The sequence below is a fragment of the Nostoc linckia z4 genome, from assembly GCF_002608075.1.
Classification (GTDB): domain Bacteria; phylum Cyanobacteriota; class Cyanobacteriia; order Cyanobacteriales; family Nostocaceae; genus Nostoc; species Nostoc linckia.
On the sequence record NZ_LAHA01000023.1, the window covers coordinates 144106 to 165311 of the forward strand.

The 21206-nt window shown below is 40.8% G+C and carries 22 protein-coding genes; 11 read left to right on the forward strand and 11 right to left on the reverse strand.

Annotated elements, in window-relative coordinates; all coding sequences use genetic code 11:
* Window positions 1-3: 3 nt before the first annotated feature.
* Complete coding sequence (locus VF06_RS19035) at window positions 4-1092, reverse strand: aromatic ring-hydroxylating dioxygenase subunit alpha (RefSeq protein ID WP_099068760.1); 1089 nt, start codon at window positions 1090-1092, stop codon at window positions 4-6.
* Window positions 1093-1296: 204 nt separating this feature from the next.
* Between VF06_RS19035 and VF06_RS19040 the strand changes: the two genes are divergently transcribed.
* The gene (locus VF06_RS19040; protein WP_099068761.1) at window positions 1297-1716 is read left to right on the forward strand and encodes a heavy metal-responsive transcriptional regulator; all 420 of its coding nucleotides are present in this window, start codon (window positions 1297-1299) and stop codon (window positions 1714-1716) included.
* A gap of 205 nt (window positions 1717-1921) precedes the next feature.
* On the opposite strand, the gene VF06_RS19045 is transcribed toward VF06_RS19040, so the two are convergent.
* From VF06_RS19045 to VF06_RS40985, 4 genes are all read right to left on the reverse strand, one after another.
* A complete protein-coding gene (locus VF06_RS19045) occupies window positions 1922-2710 on the reverse strand; it encodes a PspA/IM30 family protein (RefSeq protein WP_099068762.1) in 789 nt (262 codons plus the stop codon).
* Between the two features lie 163 nt (window positions 2711-2873).
* A complete protein-coding gene (locus tag VF06_RS19050; RefSeq protein ID WP_099068763.1) occupies window positions 2874-3629 on the reverse strand; it encodes a PspA/IM30 family protein in 756 nt (251 codons plus the stop codon).
* Between the two features lie 344 nt (window positions 3630-3973).
* Window positions 3974-5329 (reverse strand): hypothetical protein, encoded by a 1356-nt coding sequence (locus tag VF06_RS19055; RefSeq protein WP_099068764.1) that lies wholly within the window; start codon window positions 5327-5329, stop codon window positions 3974-3976.
* Window positions 5330-5398: 69 nt separating this feature from the next.
* Window positions 5399-5569, reverse strand: a complete 171-nt coding sequence (locus tag VF06_RS40985; RefSeq protein ID WP_180267581.1) for a hypothetical protein — start codon at window positions 5567-5569, stop codon at window positions 5399-5401.
* 77 nt (window positions 5570-5646) lie between these two features.
* Between VF06_RS40985 and VF06_RS19060 the strand changes: the two genes are divergently transcribed.
* Entirely contained in the window at window positions 5647-6192 is a 546-nt protein-coding gene (locus VF06_RS19060; protein WP_099068765.1) for a DciA family protein, read from the forward strand.
* Window positions 6193-6640: 448 nt separating this feature from the next.
* On the forward strand, window positions 6641-6925 hold the full coding sequence (locus tag VF06_RS19065; RefSeq protein ID WP_099068766.1) for a hypothetical protein: 285 nt from the start codon (window positions 6641-6643) through the stop codon (window positions 6923-6925).
* A 157-nt stretch (window positions 6926-7082) separates the two neighbouring features.
* Here VF06_RS19065 and menB read toward each other — a convergent pair whose 3' ends face one another.
* On the reverse strand, window positions 7083-7916 hold the full coding sequence (menB, locus tag VF06_RS19070) for a 1,4-dihydroxy-2-naphthoyl-CoA synthase (RefSeq protein WP_099068789.1): 834 nt from the start codon (window positions 7914-7916) through the stop codon (window positions 7083-7085).
* A 159-nt stretch (window positions 7917-8075) separates the two neighbouring features.
* Here menB and VF06_RS19075 point away from each other — a divergent pair, with 159 nt between their 5' ends.
* On the forward strand, window positions 8076-8951 hold the full coding sequence (locus tag VF06_RS19075) for an Rpn family recombination-promoting nuclease/putative transposase (RefSeq protein ID WP_099068767.1): 876 nt from the start codon (window positions 8076-8078) through the stop codon (window positions 8949-8951).
* A 36-nt stretch (window positions 8952-8987) separates the two neighbouring features.
* Here VF06_RS19075 and VF06_RS19080 read toward each other — a convergent pair whose 3' ends face one another.
* Window positions 8988-9332, reverse strand: coding sequence for an XRE family transcriptional regulator (locus tag VF06_RS19080; RefSeq protein ID WP_099068768.1), 345 nt, complete (start codon window positions 9330-9332; stop codon window positions 8988-8990).
* Window positions 9333-9336: 4 nt separating this feature from the next.
* Window positions 9337-9699, reverse strand: coding sequence for a type II toxin-antitoxin system RelE/ParE family toxin (locus tag VF06_RS19085; RefSeq protein WP_099068769.1), 363 nt, complete (start codon window positions 9697-9699; stop codon window positions 9337-9339).
* Window positions 9700-9989: 290 nt separating this feature from the next.
* On the opposite strand from VF06_RS19085, the gene VF06_RS19090 reads away from it, so the two are divergent.
* Window positions 9990-10664 carry a DUF726 domain-containing protein gene (locus VF06_RS19090; RefSeq protein WP_099068770.1) on the forward strand — a complete coding sequence of 225 codons (675 nt, stop codon included), beginning with the start codon at window positions 9990-9992 and terminating at the stop codon, window positions 10662-10664.
* Between the two features lie 90 nt (window positions 10665-10754).
* Here VF06_RS19090 and menD read toward each other — a convergent pair whose 3' ends face one another.
* On the reverse strand, window positions 10755-12590 hold the full coding sequence (gene menD, locus VF06_RS19095; RefSeq protein ID WP_099068771.1) for a 2-succinyl-5-enolpyruvyl-6-hydroxy-3-cyclohexene-1-carboxylic-acid synthase: 1836 nt from the start codon (window positions 12588-12590) through the stop codon (window positions 10755-10757).
* A gap of 357 nt (window positions 12591-12947) precedes the next feature.
* Here menD and folB point away from each other — a divergent pair, with 357 nt between their 5' ends.
* From folB to VF06_RS19110, 3 genes are all read left to right on the forward strand, one after another.
* Complete coding sequence (gene folB, locus VF06_RS19100) at window positions 12948-13316, forward strand: dihydroneopterin aldolase (protein ID WP_099068772.1); 369 nt, start codon at window positions 12948-12950, stop codon at window positions 13314-13316.
* Between the two features lie 600 nt (window positions 13317-13916).
* Complete coding sequence (locus tag VF06_RS19105) at window positions 13917-15197, forward strand: diguanylate cyclase domain-containing protein (protein WP_099068773.1); 1281 nt, start codon at window positions 13917-13919, stop codon at window positions 15195-15197.
* Window positions 15198-15328: 131 nt separating this feature from the next.
* On the forward strand, window positions 15329-15889 hold the full coding sequence (locus VF06_RS19110) for a sugar O-acetyltransferase (protein ID WP_099068790.1): 561 nt from the start codon (window positions 15329-15331) through the stop codon (window positions 15887-15889).
* Here the strand turns inward: VF06_RS19110 and VF06_RS19115 are convergent.
* Entirely contained in the window at window positions 15886-16266 is a 381-nt protein-coding gene (locus tag VF06_RS19115; protein WP_099068791.1) for a calcium-binding protein, read from the reverse strand. The two genes, VF06_RS19110 and VF06_RS19115, sit on opposite strands and share 4 nt — an antisense overlap.
* A gap of 1180 nt (window positions 16267-17446) precedes the next feature.
* Between VF06_RS19115 and VF06_RS19120 the strand changes: the two genes are divergently transcribed.
* Window positions 17447-18124, forward strand: coding sequence for a PEP-CTERM sorting domain-containing protein (locus VF06_RS19120; RefSeq protein ID WP_099068774.1), 678 nt, complete (start codon window positions 17447-17449; stop codon window positions 18122-18124).
* Window positions 18125-18373: 249 nt separating this feature from the next.
* Here VF06_RS19120 and VF06_RS19125 read toward each other — a convergent pair whose 3' ends face one another.
* The gene (locus VF06_RS19125; protein WP_099068775.1) at window positions 18374-19915 is read right to left on the reverse strand and encodes a phytoene desaturase family protein; all 1542 of its coding nucleotides are present in this window, start codon (window positions 19913-19915) and stop codon (window positions 18374-18376) included.
* 519 nt (window positions 19916-20434) lie between these two features.
* On the opposite strand from VF06_RS19125, the gene VF06_RS19130 reads away from it, so the two are divergent.
* Both VF06_RS19130 and VF06_RS19135 read left to right on the forward strand, forming a co-directional pair.
* The gene (locus tag VF06_RS19130) at window positions 20435-20704 is read left to right on the forward strand and encodes a hypothetical protein (protein WP_099068776.1); all 270 of its coding nucleotides are present in this window, start codon (window positions 20435-20437) and stop codon (window positions 20702-20704) included.
* A complete protein-coding gene (locus VF06_RS19135; RefSeq protein ID WP_099068777.1) occupies window positions 20674-21120 on the forward strand; it encodes an HNH endonuclease in 447 nt (148 codons plus the stop codon). The genes VF06_RS19130 and VF06_RS19135 overlap by 31 nt, the downstream gene beginning before the upstream one ends.
* Window positions 21121-21206 lie beyond the last annotated feature (86 nt).

Sequence of the window (21206 nt, forward strand, 5' to 3'; positions counted from 1 at the left end):
TACTTAATCATTACTCATACTATCTCGCCATCTTTCGCGCTTGGCTTTGCTTTCATCATCGCGCGATCGCGTTTGTTCCCAAGTCCCCCAGAATCGAGCCTGTTGTTTTTCAACATGATTGATAAACTGCATAATTGAATAATCTGCTCTAATTGGGGTCTTCAAATCAAAGCGAATAGTTTGGACAACTTTGATGTCACCCATCAGAAAGTACTTACCTGCAATCTTAGTCAACCACAACACAACTCGATTGGATAACCAACCAAAAATCCCCTTACGTTTTTTAACCATCAACAAAATTTGACCTTCAGCTTTTCCCCCTTCATTAAGGCGGACAGCAAACATCATGTGAACATGGAAAAAATCGGGGCCGAATGTCACAATGCCGATGCTACCGTACCAATAGCAAATACTATAAGTAATGGTATTTTTGTAAAAAAGACGGATGAGCTTGATGACAAATGAATTTTCTTTGAGGGGTGCAATGTTGGTGAAGATCATTGCATTTTCGTTGAGTTGGTGTCTTTCAAAGACAACTTCTACAGGCAATCTGTGGACTGTATTGAGATGTTGAGCATCAATGGCATTAATCATCACCACATTGGGATGGCAATTCATGAAAAAGTGAGAATGAATGCTCACATCGCACTCTTTTTGTTCTAATTCTGGAACAAAAGGTAGCGGTTGTTGTGGTATTTCTCCAGTCCAAACCCAAATCATCCCGTATTTTTCAGCAGTGGGCCAAGATTGTAACTTCAAAGAAAGCGGCGTCTCTAAACATGGAATATCAACACACATTCCTTCAGCATCAAACTTCCAGTGATGGAAAAAACAACGTAGTGCATTTCCCTCTACTTTACCTTCAGCAAGGTGAGCGCCCATGTGCGGACAGTAGGCATCAAAAATCACTACTCTTTTGTCTTTTCCCCGATAAATCACTAACTCCCTACCCAAAATCGTGACAGATTTTACTTCACCTACCAGCAGATTTGTAGAGGGTATTACCCAATACCATCCTTCAATAAAACGCTCTGGATTATTAAAATTTTTAGGTTTACGGGTTGAATTAAAAGTCTGGGAATTGAGATTCATTTTTATAGTTTCACTTGTAGTGAAGCGTTCGATCTACAAGTAACATAGGAACTATAAACAAACAGTTACTTTCAGTACTACGACAAGGATTTACCCAATAAATGAAAAATTGCAGTCCAATGATGTTAGCGACAAACTACTAAAATATTTAGCAATTTTATATTCAAATAATGTAATAATCATCACAAAAAAGGGAAAACTACCGTGTTAGCTCAAGATAACAAACTACTTTTAATCGGCCAGGTAACCAACTTAAGTAAAATTCCCATTCGCACAATTCGTTATTACGAAAGTTTAGGTTTAATCAAATCATCAAAGCGAACAGAAGGAGGCTTTCGCCAGTTTTCATTAGATGTGTTAACTCGTTTAGCTTTCATTAAAAGGGCACAAAACTTTGGTCTTAGCTTAGAAGAGATTGGAGATATTCTTCAAGTTTATGACCAAGGACAAGTACCTTGTGGTGAGATTCAAGAAAAGCTAGAACAAAAGCTTTTAGACATCGATCGCCAAATCGATCAGTTATTAACCTTACGCTCCGAAATCCAAGGATTGCTTTCGGGCTGGAAGAATTTAGAAGATCAGCAGGAGGATACAATTTGTCCCAACATCCAAAATCTGAGGTGAGATGAGGAGATGGGGAGGTGGGGAGGTGGGGAGGTGTGGGGAGTGTGGGGAGAGAGGGGGGAAAGATTTCTTCACTATCCTCCCACACTTCCTGTTTGACAAATGACAAATGACAAATGACAAATGACAAATGACAAATGACTAAAAACGTAAAATCCCACAACCAATAGGCGTGGGACTGGCTCAAGTAAGTTTTTTGGCAATTTTACATCTGATCCAATTGCTTGCGTAGGGAATCCAACTCAGCATCAACCACATCATTAGACTTGGGAGCAGCGGTTTGTTGTTGGGTTGGTTGTTGGGGTGGTAGTTGGGGTTGATTTTGTGGAGCGGCGGGTGGTAGCATTTGCGCCTTCAAAGCAGCTAATTCATCATCAACATCACTACCAGATTCCAACTGGGCAAATTGACTTTCTAAATCGGCGCTTGCCAATTCTCCTGCTGACTGGGCACGGGCTTCTTGCATCAAGACTTTTTCTTCCATCCGCTCGAAGGCAGCCATCGCGCTGCTGGTATTCATTCCACGTACCATACCTTGGAGTTGTTCTTGGGCTTTAGCAGTGGTAATCCGGGCTTTGAGCATTTCTTTCTTGGTTTTGGCCTCAGAAATTTTGCTTTCCAGCTGGATTAAGTTGCGCTTGAGGGTTTCAACTTGAATGCTTTGTTGATCTAAGCTAGCTTTGAGTGCAGCGCCGGTGTCAGTATAAGTCTTTTTACGCTCTAGGGCTTGTCTTGCGAGGTTTTCATCACCTTTTTGCAGTGCCAATTGAGCATTGCGCTGCCACTTATTGATTTCATTTTGAGCATCAGTATACTGTTTATCAGTGCGTTTTTGAGCAGCGATCGCCTGGGCTACTCCCTGACGCAGTTGAACCAAGTCTTCCTGCATTTCCAGGATGGCTTGCTCTAGCATTTTTTCTGGATCTTCGGCTTTGTTTACTAGGTCATTAAGGTTAGCACTAACAACTCGTTTAATGCGATCGAATAATCCCATAACTTTGTTTTTCCTTGTTTTGGTTTACGCTCTTTGTTGGACAGTTAGCTTTTTTACTTTTTAATAGCTACCTATTTCAATGTAATCTTTCCGGTTTGGATCGGTACCTCCCAACAACTCTTAATTGTTAAGATATCTCGAAGCCGTGGCAATTCACCGAACTTTAAGAGTCTTGTGTTTTGGGTAGCTGCTGTTGGAGAGGCTGCTCGATTTTCTGGTTGTCTTCCAAGAGGCGGTTGTTGTGCTGTGTGTTTTCTGCCTCATTTAAAACTTGCACCTTCATAGCTGCCAACTCGGCATCTACATCATTAGTAGATTCCAAGGAAGCAAATTGTGTTTCCAAGTCATCGCTACTGAGTTGAGCAATGGCTTCTGATTTTGCCTCAATCTGCAAAACTTTTTCTTCCATCCGTTCAAAGGCGTTGAGACTGCTAGTAGCAGAAACTCCATCGAGCATTTCTTGTAAGCGATAGGAAGCTTCAGCAGAACGGGCACGAGCAATATACATATCCTTTTTAGTTTTCGCTTCGCCAATTTTTAATTCTAGCGATCGCATATCCTTTTTTAGCCTAACCACAATCTCATTTTGTTGTTCTATTTGATTGGATAAGGCTATATTCGTTTCTTTATAAGCTTGACGCTTTGTTAAAGCTTCCCGTGCTAAGACTTCATTACCTTGTCGCAGTGCTAGCTGGGCGCGGCGATACCATTCTTCTGCTTGGGATTGGGCAGCAGCAGCTTGTCGTTCAGTGCGTTTTTGGGTGGCGATGGCTTGTGCTACACCCTGGCGCAACTGCACCAAATTTTCCTGCATTTCCATCACAGTTTGCTCCAGAATCTTTTCTGGATCTTCTGTACTGCTAATCAAACTGTTGATGTTAGCACGAATCACCCGCAGGATACGCTTAATTAACTCCATCTCTGCTCTCCATTCACGAAACTCAGTAGTGAGTCTTGCTAGCGGTAGCCGGGGGTTTAGCCCGTATTGAGTGCTAAATAACCACTACTCTTCAAAAACGCGGGGAATAGGGAGTAGAGAATGGGTAAAGAAAATGTTTGTTTCATTCATAATAGGTGGCGATCGCCGCTAGTCGAACGCTCCTAAGTATCAGAATTTTTGTAGTAGCGTACTAAACAACCAAGATTTTACATCTCTTGCATCTGCACTTCGTAGAGACAAGGGTTAATCCTCATCTCTACCTACTCCCTATTTCCCACTTAGCACCGTTATCTCATGGTATCTTACATTTTTACGACTCACGGCTATTGAACTCGTGCCTTAATTCCTTTGGATTCTAATAATCGTATGTGTCTTTGTACTTGCTCTTTAGTCTTAAAAGCACCCATAAAAATCAATTGTTTATCAGGTGATAAATAAGCATCAGGAATTATTTCCCGTGCTGAGGCTAAAGCACGGCCTTGATTGTCTATCACTACATGATAAAACCCATCTGTAGATGGTTTGATTTCTGCATTTGGCTCAGGTGAAGTTTTTGGTTTTGGAGTCGTCGAGGACAAACTCGCAAGAGGTAAGGGCTTTGCCGTGGGTACTGGTGCAATGGCGATGGGACTTGTTGGTTTTAGCGGTGTGACAGCCTCACGTAATGGAGGTTGAGTATTTATAGGATTTTGGGGAATAACTGGATTGGTGACAACTGGAGGCGTTGTTTGAGCTTTCGGTTTTAAGCCAACTACATCATTAGGGTCTCTCACTTCCGGAAACTCTTCAGCAGCCAGATTAGGATACTTGGGCACAGATGTGGTTGGTGTCTGGATCTGAGATTGGACATTACTAGCCACTGGCTGAGTATTTTCCGGTGCTGTTGGTGGGTTACTATTAAACAACTTGGCTAAATTCCACTGGGGCAAGCTTTTAGGATTGAAAACTACATAACCCAAAGTCAAACTTGCCACCAATAGCAGCAACATCGAGCCGATGCCCAAAGGTGATAGCAGACTGTCACCATAATTATTTGTATTGGGCTTTTTAGTTTGTGGTTGTTCTTCTGTAAGACTCCGCAGCAGCGCTTCACTAGATTCCAGATAGTCATCTGGTTGCTTGAGTCCATCATCCGGCTGCACAAGATTTTCGTCTTTAGTATCTTTTACAACTGTTGGTACGATACTGGTACTAAAGTTAGGCGGCGGTGGTGGAAGTTCAGTTTGTTTTTTACCAGAATCCAAACTGGGCTGTACATGATTTACATTACCTTGTATCTCAGTATTTACCGTCACTGGTTCTGATTCCACCAGAGGATTAGGAGGTGCTGGTATCGGTGATTCATCAATTTTGACTACAGATGAGGCTGGAGCGATCTGAGGATTCACAGGTACGGACACAGGTGGAAGTGGTGGTACATCGATCTTAGTTTCCGCCACTGATATGCCAGTTGTACCCGATGCCGTAGAAACAGCGGTGAACTGCTGAGGTTGACTGTTGATGTAACTCCCAACACGGGATTGGTTCGAGGATACTGAACCAGTTCGCGTGCGTCGGTATCTCGCTAATTCTCGATCTAGGGGCACCTCTAAACTCGCTAGTGCTGCTGCCAGTGCTGGCTTCAACCCAGGTGTCTTAGGCGATTGATTACCGGAATTATTCAGGGGGTTTTCAGTCATTACCTCAATACCTCAAACGTAGATTACTGGAATTAACTTTAGACATATTTGTGCCAATATTAGCGAAAATTACTGAGAAGTGGGCATGGGGCATTGGGCATAGGGCATTGGGCATTGGGCATTGGGCATTGGGCATTGGGCATTGGGCATGGGGATTAGGAAATAGAGATTTTTAGGCTTTGTTGTGAAGGATAGTTCATGAAGGTCTATCTTGAGAATAGGAAATAGGGTATTGGGCAAGCAGGGAGTGTTGACTGTTGAGTTATTTTCCCTCTGCCCCTCATCTCCCCTGCCCCTTGTCTCCCTATGTTTTAACAATGTCGTTCAAATCAGTTAATGATATTTTAGGCATCCTAGAAAAGCAGGCTAAATGGCAGGAGCAACCATTTCAACGCTTGCTCAAGTGTTGGGCGGAGGTTGTTGGGCCTGTGGCTGCTAGACATACTCGACCGTTATCGATTCAGCGCGATGTTTTGTGGGTAGCAACTTCTAGTGCAGCTTGGGCGCAAAACCTGACTTTTGGCCGGGCGTCTTTGCTTTTAAAGTTGAATCAAAAGCTGCCAACGCCGTTGGTTGATATTCGTTTTTCCACTGCTGGCTGGCAGCACTCATCTGTGGAAAGAAAACAGCAACAAACAATTTTGCCCCATGAACATCCAAGTTACCTTGGCGATCGCATTAGCAGCAGCCCCGACACTATACCCAGTATCCAAGATGCAAATGCAGCTTTTGGTCATTGGACTAAGTTAGTACAAGAGCGATCGCATGGCTTACCCCTTTGTCCCCAATGTCAATCCCCCACCCCACCAGGTGAACTTCAGCGCTGGACAGTCTGTTGCATCTGTGCTGCTAAGCAATTTTGAAGCCAATAAATTCAACTACTAAGTTAGATGGAGTGTAGACTGTTAACTGGTGACTGGTGACTGGTGATAGATGACTGATGACAGATGACTGATGACTGGGAAGTTATTACTGCTAAAATGTGCCGAGTGCCATGTAAAAGCACACCATAATATCTCTAATTATCAAGCTTCAGCTATCCTTAAGGAAGAAATTAAAACAATCGAGAAATCAAAAATCTTACTTTTAACATTGATCCCTAATAATTTTTAGCCAAAATCTATAGGTATCCACTCCATAAAACATTGAAAAATATAACAGGAATATAAAAATATTCTAAAATTTATTTTTTCCTTGGGATCGCTGAAACCTAGAGTAAATAATGATTTTTAGCCTTTCGTACCTCTTTATATATAGAAGCAAAATATAAGGGTGAAATTCAGCCATAAACGGCACTAATGATGAACCCAAATGAAACCTATTAAATCTTTAGCATCTGCCTGTAGATATTGCCGCCATTACCAGCCAGAAGGCCGTCGTGGCGGAACGTGTCAGCAATTGGGAGCGCCAGTTCAAGCAAGCTGGAAGGCTTGCGCTCTGGCGATCCCACCCTTTGCACCTTCTTGGGAAACTTTAGAGGATGCTTGGGGTTTGCCAGATGCAAAACCAGTTTTAGCTTCTTCTCAATCCTTTGTCTCAGATTTAGATCATGCTGCTCTTGCTCTTGTAGAGGAAACAGCTGTTTCTAATTCCTAAGAAGCTAAAACTGAAGCTGTGCTTATTTAGTCACTCATTATTACTGGACTAAGTTCCTAGTCTGCTTAAAATAAAATTTGTTTTTAAGATTTTTAGTGCTGTAAACATTGACATCTACAAAAATCGCACCCTTCAGGAAGGTGCGATTTTTGCAATTTTATGGCAACCAAGGAAAAGAGCGAAAATCTGGCGGACGTTTTTCGAGAAAGGCTTTTTTGCCTTCAGACCCTTCTTCTGTCATGTAATACAGTAGGGTGGCATTGCCGGCGAGTTCTTGTAAACCAGCTTGTCCGTCACAGTCAGCGTTAAATGCTGCTTTGAGACATCTAATTGCGATGGGACTTTTTTCTAAAATCTCTTGCGCCCATTGAATACCTTCAGTTTCCAATTGTTCCACTGGGACGATGCAATTAATTAATCCCATTTCTAAAGCTTGTTGTGCATTATATTGACGGCAAAGAAACCAAATTTCTCTAGCTTTTTTTTGCCCTACAATGCGAGCTAGATAGCTAGCGCCAAAACCACCATCAAAACTGCCGACTTTCGGCCCAGTTTGTCCGAAAATGGCGTTATCGGCGGCAATGGTAAGGTCACAAATCAAGTGTAGGACATGTCCGCCACCGATCGCATATCCAGCTACCAAAGCAATCACTACTTTCGGCATGGAACGAATCAAGCGTTGCAAATCCAGCACATTCAACCGAGGGACGCCACTATCATCGACATAACCAGCATGTCCCCGCACGCTTTGGTCGCCGCCAGCGCAGAAAGCATATTTACCGTCAGTATGCGGCCCATATCCCGTAAATAGGACAACACCAATAGTGGTATCTTCACGAGCATCACAAAAAGCATCGTAAAGTTCAAAGACAGTTTTGGGGCGGAAAGCATTGCGTTTGTGGGGGCGGTTAATGGTGATTTTTGCAATGCCATCGATTTTTTGATACAGGATATCTTCGTAGGTTTTGGCAGTTTCCCAGTTGATTTGCATTGGTATGGAGTGTGCTGTTGCTTCGAGAATTTTATCGCGGACGTGGGGAGTTGCGATACCTGCGGTGGTCACTGAGCTTGTCGAAGTGTGAGCTACGCCTACGCTAAGATTAATGTCTCAAGCTTTACAATCAGGGCTGGTAATTCATTAGCGACGAAAATGCGACGGGACTCCATTTTCTACAAATTGTTCAAACAATTTCCAGGATTGCTGTTTGAGTTAGTAGACCAACCACCCCCACAAGCAGCAGACTACCAGTTTGAATCGGTTGAGGTTAAAGAAACGGCCTTTCGCATTGATGGAGTTTTTCTACCTCCCGCCAATGCAGTTTCTAAAGTTGTTTTCTTTGCTGAAGTCCAGTTTCAGAAAGACGAAGATTTATATCATCGCTTCTTTAGCGAATTGTTTTTGTTTCTCTACCGTCACTCTATTCGTTACGATGACTGGTTTGGAGTGCTGATTTTTCCTTCTCGCAGTCTGGAACCATCAAATTTAACAATTCACCGTGCTTTGCTGGAGAGTGGACAAGTCAGGCGAGTTTATCTCGATGAGTTGGGAGATTTACGACAACAACCTTTGGGATTGGGTCTAATGTTGCTAACAAATGTGACTGCTGAAACTGAAGCAGTAGAAGGGGCGCGGTTTTTGCTGGAACAAGCACGGCAACAATCAGAGCAAGCGATAATTGATTTAGTTACAACGATTATTGTTTACAAGTTTTCTAACCTGAGTCGAGAGGAGATTGAAACTATGTTGGGGCTAAATTTGGAGGAACCACGGGCTATTGTGGAAGCGAAGGAACAAGGACGAGAGGAAGGAAAGATTGAAGGAAAGATTGAAGGAAAGATTGAAGGAAAGATTGAAGGAGAAAGAGCGATCGTTTTACGATTATTAAATCGGCGCGTCAGTAATCTTCCTGATACAGTTGTGTCCCAGATTCAAGGCTTATCAGTGGAACAGTTGGAAGCTTTAGGTGATGCTTTGTTGGATTTCTCTACACTTGCTGATTTAGAAGGGTGGTTAGAAGGTAAGTAAGCGGGTAAATTTAATGCAAAGGAGAAGGTTGATCGCTTATTCTGCTTCTATTTCAAAAGAGCGATCGTCTAATTCTCCTAATGTAGAAATAATCACAGGAGGTCTATCAGGAAATTCTGCTACAAGTTTTAGCTCTCCTCCCATAGCCTTTACATAACTACGCAATGTAGAAAGCAAAAGGTCTGCACGTTTTTCGAGCCTAGAGACACTATCTTGACGAATTCCTAATTGTTCTGCCATAGATTCCTGAGTTAACTTTCTGGCTTTTCTAATATCTTGAAGCGTCATGTTTTCAGCAATAAGCTCTTGAGCGCGGGCTTCAATTTTTGCTCGACGTGCAGGTGGGAGTTCTGCCATTACATCACTCAGTTTTTTTGCCATAACTTCATTCTCCTTTTGACTTCAAATCCTCAATATGAGAGTCAAATCGTTTATCTGCCTTTGCAATAAGTTGCTTGTAAAATCTTTTTTCACTTATCCCTGCTTTATTACCAGCTACAAGTAATATTGCTTTCTTCTCTGGATCAAAAGCAAAAGCTACTCGCCATACACCATCGTCTGCATAAAAACGAAGTTCCTTCATATTTTTATGTCGAGAATTTTTAAGTGTATCGACATGAGGTCTTCGCAAGAGTGGCCCTTGTGATTCAAGCAATTTCGCATGTGCAAGGAGTTCATCTTGTACTTCTTCTCTTAATTCATAGAATTCAGGCAGAAATTCATTATGAAACGAAATTTCCCATGTCATGAGTTTATTATGGATTATAAGCCATATGGATTCAAGTCCATTTTAAAAATTTTTAGACTAATTTTTTATAAAAAATTGGGCAAACTAGGAATCGAAAGGCGATCGCTAAGATTTAGTGTTTCATGCAAAGGCGCAAAGACGCAAAGAAGAATGCGAAAATTCGGTTTACAGCAATTATCAGATAAGTAAAGTACATCACTTGTGTCAGCTTCCTTAGATCCAGTTTTGATATAGAAATAATAGTTCTGGAAATCCTATTAATAGGACTAATTTTTCAGATGAATATATAAATGGAATGCCCTGAACTGCGACTTATTTCAAGCCCACCAGGAAGTTTCAAAGCTTTGGTTTTTATAGATGGATATTTAAGTGAGGATAAGGTACGTGACAATACTTTGCTTTTAGCATTGAATTATGCTGGATGGCAACACTCTATATATCAATTATATTGGGACGCTTCAAATAAATTGAGTTGTACTTCTCAATTAGTAATCTTGAACTGGCATAAATGTAAAAGCCGTGCTGCATGTGTCGGTAAGGATTATTTACCAAGCCTAATTAAATCTCAAATTCCTGAAGAAAATATTTCTCTTGTTGCTCATTCACTGGGTGCGCGTGTTGCTTATTATTGTATGGATAATTGGTCAGTAAAAGGGCATTCTCTGGAAAATATAATTCTTCTAGGTGGTGCTGTCCGTAGAGATAGTAGCAAAAATTGGGGTTATGTAGCCTCGAAAATAAAAGGAAGTTTAATAAATGTGTATAACGATGATGATTTTATATTAAAAACGGCTTTTAAATTAGCTGAACTAGGTAATAATCCTTGTGGACGTAAACCAATTAAAGAATATCATTCAAGAATAATAAATGAAGATGCCACATCTTGTGTTGGTAAAACTCATAGTCTTACAAAATATATCAACTATTTACCTAATTTAGTCAACAAGGGTTTATGGCAAATATAAAAAAACTTTTAGATGAAAAAGGTGCTTAATTAAATTAAGCCGTTTTATTACTAGGGCGGCTTAACTAAGCTCAACTTTATTTAGGGATAGTTAAATCACAATATCTGTCGCAAACTTCCTTAACTTCTCTTGTCGCCACTTGGCATCAACTTTGCGATTTGTCTGCAACTCTAAAACCCGAATTCCTGTAGTTGGTAGCGGGTTTAATTTTTGCTGCAATTGTTCCCAAGAATTAATTAATTCATGCTGCACATTATAAGTAGCGCATAATTGAGCAAAATCAATATCTTGGGGAGTGCCGAAAAACTCTTCAAATGGTGGTTCAAATTTGGCGATGGGTAACATTTCAAAAATGCCACCGCCATTGTTATTAATTAACACAATTGTCAGATGTCCCACAAATTTATTGCGGATTAAAAAACCGTTGGTGTCATGCAACAAAGCTAAATCTCCTGTTAGCATCACACTACTTTGCTGGCGATGGGCAATTCCTAAAGCTGTGGATAATGTCCCATCAATGCCATTTGCACCCCGGTTAAAATACGATCGCACTTTTAAATTATTCGGTTTCCAGAAAAACTCCACATCCCGCACAGGCATACTATTAGCAATAAACAGCGGCGTTCCTGGCGGTAGCGTTTGAGAAATTAACCACGCTGCTTTCCCTTCAAATAATTCCTCCATATTCCCCATAGTTTGCTCAATAGCTGTTCTCACTTGCGCTTCTGCTGCACACCACTGGCGGAGGTAGTCGGGGGAAGATGGGGAAGTGTGGGAGGGGTAGGGTGGTGGGGTGGTGGGGTGGTTGGGTGAAATTCTCTCCCCATCTCCCCATCTCCCCATCTCCTCATCTCCCCAAAAAAACTGCTCTACACTCATCCGCAAATGCGTCGTTCTCCCGTGCAAAGGGTCGAGGTTTTGGTTGCTGTTGTCGATTACCCAGCGTTGGGGTTGGGTTGTATCTATCCAGCTACGTAATTCTTTGCTAGTGGGCATTTCTCCTATTTGAATTACCATTTGCGGTGCTAGCTGTTTGGCTAGTTGCTGATTTCGCAAAATCAGGTCATAGGTGGAAATTAAACAGGGGTTGAGTTCGGCATAATTTCTCAGTGGCGAAAGTCCCTCTGCTAAAACAGGCCATTTGAGAGTTTGGGACAATTGAGCGATCGCTCTACAATATTCCTGTGGTTGCTGCGGTTGGGCTACACCTGCGATAATAATGCCGCGATCGCATTGTTTCCATTCTTTGGGGATAGGGCATTGGGCATGGGGCATGGGGCATTGGGTAATGTTTGCGATACCTGCAAAGAAGTCTTCAGGGTGGAAATGGGATTGTAAAAAACTTAAGTCAGTTCCATCGGGAACGGGTGCTAAAGGATCGCGAAAGGGAATATTTAAATGTACCGGGCCTTTTGTGGGGATTTGCGTTGTTTCCCAGCTATGAATTACCATTTGCCGCAGGTAAGCTAACATTCCTCTATCAGCAGAGGGTAAGGCTAACTCGGCTTGCCAATTTGGGTAGTTGCCATATAATCTCAACTGGTCTATCGTTTGGCCAGAGTGGCAATCTCGCAATTCTGGGGGTCTATCGGTGGTTAATACCAACAGTGGTACGCGGCTATATGAAGCTTCTATTACCGCTGGAAAAAAGTTAGCTCCGGCTGTACCAGAGGTGCAAACAACTGCCACAGGGCGTCCGGTTGCTTTGGCTTGTCCTAAGGCGAAAAACGCGGCGGAGCGTTCGTCAAGGATGGAAATTGCTTCAATTTCAGGTGCTTGTTGGGCAAAGGCCACTGCTAAGGGTGTGGAGCGCGAACCAGGGCAAATAATAGCACAAGTCAATCCCAGCTGCTTTAGCGTCTCTGTTAAGATATAAGCCCAAAGTTGATTAACATTTTTAAAGGCGATCGGCATCAAATCAAACATAGCTATAAAACAATCTTAAATTTTAGATTTTGTTTGGGAAAATTCAATTTACAATCCGTCTTGGAAAGTGGGATCGGGAAAGTCCAAGGCTCGGTTTTTGAACCTCCAAGGCTCAAAAGCTCCTTTCCCTAAGCCTAGTACTCTGGCAAGTCATCTTTGCTGGGTGAGGACTGGGGAAAGGGTTAAAGGATAAGGGATTTAAAACCTTTCCCCTTTCCCCTTTCCCCTTTCCCCTTTAAAGAGCCAAGTCACGAAAGCAAACTACTAGGTTGACACCAATTGATTCAACTTTGGGAAGGATGGCAACGTCGCAACTACACTTTCTACAAAATGCACACAATTTGCTCTCAAACTTTTATGGACTGCATTTATTTAACAGGAATTCGCGGCTATGGCTACACTGGGTATCTGCCAGAAGAACAGGTGCTAGGACAATGGTTTGAGGTTGATGTGAGGTTATGGTTGGATATCTCCCCAGCGGCTAAGACTGACGCCATCGAAGACACTTTAGATTATCGCAGCGTCATTAGCTTAGTACAACATCTTGTGAAAACTTCTAAGTTCGCTTTGGTGGAGAAGCTTGTAACGGTGATTGCAGATTCTATCCTCCAACAGTACGATCGCATCACACAAGTCCAAGTCATTCTCACCAAACCTGGCGCACCAATTCCAGACTTTAGTGGCAAAATCAGCATTGAACTCACTAAAAGTAAGTCCGATGTCTAAAACGCAAACCGTGTTTTAGACATCGACACCCATAAACCAGCAAAAACAAGGGTTTAGCTGGAGCGTGCAAATATAGCAATCCTATTTCAGTTGTCAAAAATATTGGTGTTGACTGTTGACTGTCAACGGTTAACAGTCAACAACCCTAATATGTAATATCTCACCAATTATTTGGTATTGCTATAGATGATTCATGCCCTTCTTCTACTGCTTAGCTCCTTACAAGTTTCTCTCTCAAAACCCACTTCAAAAGGAGAAAATGAAAAATTACTATGCTGTGAATTTGTGAAATTGGATTCTTGATTAGTTTTTGGATAAATACTATACTGAATGGTTCTAGTTTTTATCAAGATAATTATTGCATGTTTGTAAATATAGATTTTTGATTGCTCATGATTTATTTACGGTATTAATAACTTGATACTAACCGCATATAATCGTCAGATTAACTTCAGAAAACACAGAAATTATCAGATGTAAATAAACTGTTGTTTGCTATTTAGCAAGGTATTGAGAGATTGTTTATGATAATATTATGAATTTTAGATTTAGCTAATAGTAACAGCGAAATCTCAACCTTAGCAAACAGGCTATCGTAACATGTTCCCCCGCAAAATCCTAGTTGTTGAGGATGAAAAAACCCTAGCCTCAAATATCAAAAAAATTTTACAAAAGTTAGGCTATATCGTTTCAGAAATAACTGAGTCTGGTGAAGAGGTAATAAAAAAGATAGCAGAAATTCAACCAAATTTAGTATTAATTGATATCTGCCTAGCTGGGGAAATTAACGGTGTGGAAGTAGTAGATATTATTGAAAATGATTTCCAGATACCTGTTGTACATATCATAAATCGCTCCGAATATAAAGTATTACAGAAAAAACAATTAATTCAGCCTTTTAACTATATAATCAAACCATTTATTAAAAGTGATTTACATTTTGTAATTGAAATGACTCTGTATAAATACCAGAGTGAAAAGACATTACAAGAGGAAAAACAGAGACTTACAGCGATTATTAATAGTATGGGACGTGCAGTGATTGTCACCTATGCAAATGGTTCCATTCAAATGATGAATCCAACAGCAGAAATTATCACTGGTTGGAAACAAAGCGAAGCTTTAGGTAAAGATTTAGTCGAAGTTGTGAGCTTAGTTGATAAAGATGTCGGAGAAGCAATTGAAAATTTAGCTATGGATGTAATCGAAGCAGGTGAAATTTTCAATCTACCGGAAAACTGTACGCTAATTAGCAAAGATGGGAAAGAAATACCAATAGAGGATAACGTTGCACCCATACGGGATCGGGATGGCAATATTACTGGTGCAGTTTTGGTTTTTCAAGACATCACTAAACGTAAGGAAACAGAGGCACAATTGATCCGCAATGCCTTTTATGATGGATTGACAGAATTACCAAATCGTATATTGTTTCTAGACAGACTAAAACAAGCGATTGAACGTAGCAAACGCAAAAGCGATTATTATTTTGGAGTTTTGTTTTTAGATTTAGATAACTTCAAAGAGATTAACGATCGCTTCGGGCATGGAATAGGGGATGATTTTTTAGTAGCGATCGCTAGACGTTTAGAGTCATGCTTACGTAGCGGCGATACTGTAGCAAGATTTGGTGGTGATGAATTTACCGTTCTTTTAGAAGATATTAGAGATGTGACTGACGCTACCAACGTTGCTAGACGTATTCAAGACTCCCTCAGGTTACCCCTTAGCCTTGAGGGAAATCAACTACAAACTACAGCCAGCATTGGTATTGCGTGGAATTGTCATAGCTATGAAGAACCTGCAACCCTATTACGGGATGCCGATACCGCTATGTACCGAGCTAAGCGCCAAGGAAAAGCTACCTATTCCATATTTTAGTTGACCGCTGACGGTTAACTGTCAACTGTTAACAACCAATACGAAAAAATGTGCAAGTTAAATACTCTTGGCAGCTGATTAACCAAGGCAATGTGCAAAAATTACTGCTATCCCTTGGTTATAAATCTGTCATGGAAAAAACCGAAAAACAGAAAATGCTCGCAGGCGAATTATATCTAGCAGAAGATCCCGAATTAGCTGCCGAAAATAAACGAGCCAGTCGCCTGTTGCGACAGTACAACTCTACAACCCAAGAACAACAACAGCAACGACAACAAATTTTGCAGGAATTATTTGGAAAAATTGGTCACAAGGTAACCATAATACCACCTTTTCACTGTGACTATGGTAGTAATATTTTTGCTGGAGATAAATTATATTTAAACTATGGCTGTGTAATTTTAGACTGCAATACAGTTTGTATCGGCGATAACGTCTTATGCGCTCCTTACGTACAAATTTACACTGCTTATCACCCTACAGAACCAGAAATTCGCCTTTCTGGTAGAGAACTAGCAGCTCCAATTAACATTGGCAATAATGTCTGGATTGGTGGCGGTGCAATTATTTGTCCAGGTGTAACTATTGGCGATCGCACAACCATTGGTGCTGGTAGTGTAGTGACAAAAGATATACCTGAAAATGTTATCGCTGCTGGCAATCCTTGTCGCGTGATTCGGAATTTGTCTTAGAATTTATAGCCTCTAGCAAGCCAATAGAGCCAGTCTGCGATCGCTTCTTCAGTTTCACTGTCAACATCAATGGCTACTATTTCAGATAACTTGGCAGAATACACATCATCATCCTTACCATTAATATAAGCCACTTCCACAAACATATCTTTCAAGCACTCATCATCTGGTGCCATTCCCAAAACCTCGACTGGTTTTTCCTCTACTGAACCTGATTTACGGTTCTTCTTAGTCCATTTAGCCATAAACGGAAAATTCAGAGCTTCTTCTAGGTAGTAGTACCAACCCATAGCCCGATCTTCTTTATCTTCAGCATCTACAACGATCTCTGTTTGAATGCGATGCTCTCGTTTTTCGTCAAGTTCAACACTAGGCATAAAACAACGGTTTGCGTATGATGCACTATATGGTATATCGTTTTTGCGACTCCCTGTCAATTTTCTAATTTCTACTTTTATCCAAAAACGGAAGTATATAGTGGCGACATCGGGAATAGGGGGTAGGGGAATAATAATTTTTAACTCTCCACTCCCACGCCAAAGGACTTCCAAGTAAAAAATATTCTATAGAAGACTGTTAATTGTTGACTGTTGATTGTTGAGTGTGAACCGTCAACGTATTTTTTGGAGTTCCCCAAGTTACTATCTTTGACTGTTCGAGAACGCCAGAAGTACTATTCTATCTGGACTACCTCCATCATTAGCTCTATAAGTGTAGTACTCAACTTGAGGGTATCGCTTTCCTTCTTAACCTAAACTTCTAAATTAATTAAATATTTACTGATTGTTGATTACATCACAATAATCAGTTGAGAGCTAAATAATAGTGATTCGGCTGGATTAAACATAACTATCTTTTGAGCAAATATTATGTCTAATACCTGATTTATCAAGCTGGAAGCTCAACTATTAATAGTGATGTTTATTCGCGATCGCATAATTTAATTTTAATTATTATCTGTATGAATTTAAATATGTTATTAAATTGACAATTACTTTATTTAAACTTTAAAAATCATATTATCCCCTTCTTTAGAAAGTTGTTTATCAGCCGAAATAGCCAATTTGCAAAATTGAATTAACAATTTAATAATAGACTGGGAAAAAGTATGATAATCTATAAAAAAAGTGAGCAAATATCTAGAAATATTGCTGCCAGCCAACATAAAGTTCGATTGATGTATCCTCTGACGAGTCACCTAAACACTAAAAACACAAATAAAATTTAGCTTGATTAATGCTTGAATTTTGTCACTGTAGCCTCCATAGTGTATACATAAATTTTGCAATGATGTTAGACATTTTTTCTCAAACACTCTACACATACTAAAAATTATAAAATTCCAAAAATCAAGGAAAAATGGAAATATATTATCTGATTTCTCGGATTTAAAAATACAAAACATTTATAATTTCAAAGATATTTTATGACTACTCTTGACACTCAACTGTCAACAGTCAACAACCTAAAGCTGTTGTTTATTTTTTAGAGTTATGCAATTTCAATAAAACTTTTGAATTATCAAAAATCAAACACAGAAAATAAGGACAATGATATATGCGTTTTTCTCACATTGTAGGAATTTTGGGTTGCATGACAGCAGCTTGTATAACAATTGCACCCATACAAGTAGAAGCTGCTAATTTTAAAGTTGAATCTGGAGTCACCAGTATCGATCGCGACCACGAAAATATTCTCAGAAATATCGGGTTAATCATTACAGGCACTCAAGATACAGTCCCACCAATTCCCAGCGATTATTTAGTTGGCTTTCAAATCGATTCAGCTACCAACTTCACCTTCAGTGACGAAGGAGGTTTTACTCCACTCTTCGGTACAATCGAGCATATTGGTACTGTTACCTTCAACCAGCAAACTACTGTTGGTAACTTTTCAATTGGTTTTGCTTCAGGACGTACTGTCCCTAATGCTAGCGGACTTGTTTTAAGAGACACAATTTCTTCTACAAATCCAATTTTATTTGATTTGAGCGCTCCACAATCTGTGACATTTGACGAACAAAATTTAACTCTAGCTTTGGCTGACGTTCAACTGTTCATTTCTCCAGAATTTGCTGAGACACTTGGTAACTCAAGTTTGGCAGGTTTATTTGCTGGAACCGCACGAATTGATGCTAAAGTTGCCGCCGTACCCGAACCTGGAAGTACCTTAGCAATTTTAGCTGCCGGTGCGGCTATGTTAGCAGTTCGATTTTGTACTCAACAAATTAAATGAATTCAGGAGTTAAGAGTTGGGAGTTAGGAGTTAGGAGTTAGGAGTTAGGAGTTATACTAATTTGAAAAAAGAATGCGACAAATAGACCATTTGTAGAGACGCGATTCATCGCGTCTTCACCCAAGGATATGTTGCAATCATTAATTAAATTGGTATTAGGAGTTAGGAGTTAGAGTTTTTTCATGATTTTGCGTAAGTCCTGAATTGATTCTAAATTCTGAATTCTGAATTCTGAATTCTGAATTCTTATTAAACGCATTTAATCTGCTCAAGCATCTCTAAATGCTTCTTAACAGGTGCAAGAGTGTTGGCTGCAATCATCCCACTAGCGGCGACTGCTGGTAAGCCAATACCGGGAAATGTCGAATCTCCACAGCACAACAACCCTGGTAGGGGAGTGCTGGGGCCGGGAAATATGCCAGAACCAGCTGCAATTGCTGGGCCGTAAGAACCTTGGTGACGGCGCAGATAACGTTCGTGGGTTAAAGGTGTGCCAACTAGTGTAACTTCGCAACGAGAACGGATATCTGGAATAACCCGTTCTAGCGCTTGCCACATAACCTCAGCACGCGATCGCTTTTGTTTGGCGTATTCTTCACTTTTTCTATCCATCCCCTGCCAAATACCATAAGGCTCATTCCCTGGGGTGTAAACGTGAATCACATGCTTACCTGGTGGTGCTAGGGATGAATCAAGAACTGAAGGAATTGATATTACCACCAAATTTTGAGGTGCTGTTATCCCTGCTTCCCAATTATTCACCACAACGTAATGGCATTGTAAATTTGGCTGTAATCCTTCGGCATTAATACCTAAATGCAGATGCATGAAACTATCACACTCAGGTGTGGCTTGTCTTTGAGCGCGGAACTGTTTTGATACTGCATTTTCAGGTAACAGCTTCAGCGTGTCCCAAACCGATGCATTAGAAATAACTGCTTTGCGGGCGCGGATTTCTTGGCGATCGCGCAAACGCACACCCACCGCCCGATTACCCTCCACCAAAACTTGTTCGACATGTGCCCTTAGCATGAGCTTACCACCATGACGCTGTAATCCTTGGACGAGGGCGTCAACTAAAGCACCACTACCACCAATGGGATAATCCAGTACTGCCCCTGGTTTATACCAATCAGCAAACATAAATGCCACCTCTGCGGCGATGGTGCCATCTGCTGGCAAACCAGAAAGCAGAAAACACAGCAAATTCAGCCAATTTTGCGTAAATTTGTCTTTGACAACACCATCCATAACTCGACTGAAAGGCCCAGTCAGCTTGATGATACTTGCAATATGTTTTGCCATAGAAGGGGCAAATCGTCCCACAGTTTGAATTGCACCCAAATCAAAGCGTAATGCTGCCGGTGACATAGCCGTTGCTGCACTAGCCAGTGGTTCCATAACCCGTTGGAGTTGCTGCCATTGTGCTACAGCCTCACGACCGCGCAATTTCATCAACACTTGAGAAAATTGTTCTGCCCCAACTGAGGTGTCAAAATAACCTTCTGGCAAATAACAACCCCAAGTATCGTAGGTAACGCATGGTAATTCCGAGCCAATGGCATCTAGGACTTGCCGCAGTGGGTTTGTGGAGGGACTGTAAGACAGCCCAGAGTAGAGAGAAGGGCCACAGTCAAACTTGAAACCATTGCCCTCAAAAGCGTGGGCGGCACCACCAGGAATGGAATGACTTTCGCAGACTATCACATCAAAGCCATACCGCGCCAAAAGACCAGCACAACTCAAACCGCCAATACCGCTACCAATGATAACTACATCTGTGTTTTGCATATCCTATGTTTGCAATGATGGATTTTAAGATTTGTTAAGTGCTATTTGGCAGTATAGCTTGTTGGAAGTGAGTGAGATGGAAAAGGCGATCGCATTTTGAGGCATTCTCAAATTTTGACCATCAAAGCTCATTCGCTATGCTGAGACGTTTAGAATGATTGAACTTTAAAAATGGGGGTTTACCCATAAACTACTATGGTATTGTTGGATACAAAAATGATCGATTTCAGTATTTAAGAGAAAATCTTATTAGTTATACTTCTAAACTACGTGGGATTCCTGTTCTTACACCAAGAGATATAAAATTTTTCTTTAAGTATTTTAGAAGCATAGATAAAATACTTTGCCAAAGGTATTCATTGGGTTTTTGCCCCGATGAAGAACATTTATAGCAGTTTGCAAGTACATGAAGTACACATGTTAATATGATAAATCAATAATTTTAATAGAACTCGCCTACAGCAATATAATCATCAATTAATTGAGGCACAATAAAACCAAAGGCACTGCGAACAGACAATGACTACTCAATTGATGGTTCAACCCTCATCTTTAATGTCTTCTGGTATCAAGATGAGCGAATTCGGTGACATTTATCTTTTCAAATTTACCGATGAGCTACAGTCTCGCTTTGAAGAACTATTGCAGAAAAAAAAAGCTGATACGCTCACTTCTGAAGAAGAAGCTGAATATGTAGGTATCTCCGAATTAGAGCGAATATTTACCTTGATTAACGCTCAACTAGCGGCGAAAAGTAAATGGTGTCCGAACAAACTCGAAGACTTGTAAGAAAACGAGCTGAGTATCTGTGCGAATACTGCCATTCTCCAGAATACTTGAGTCCCGACCGTTTTACTGTTGACCATATCATGCCGCAGTCTTTGGGTGGCTCAGATGAACTGGATAATTTAGCTTTAGCTTGTCATCGCTGTAATGAGCGTCACTATAATTTTACAGTAGGTACTGATCCTAAAACTCAAAAACAAGTCCCTCTTTTTCATCCCCGTCAGCAAAAGTGGTCTGAGCATTTTATTTGGACAAAAGACGGGAGAAAAATTGTAGGTATAACTCCTACAGGGAGAACTACTAGCCATCGCTTTGACTTTAATGATGAACGTCGGGATGAGCCTTCGATTCAAGTAGCCCGTGGTTTTTGGGTAGAAGCGGGTTGGCATCCACCCCAATCCGATCCGCGTCAAGAATAAGAAAAAATGCCTTCTTGCTATATTCAGTTCCCACCAAATACCTAACTCCAAACAACTTAAGCACTGCGATCGCGTCCTATACTATG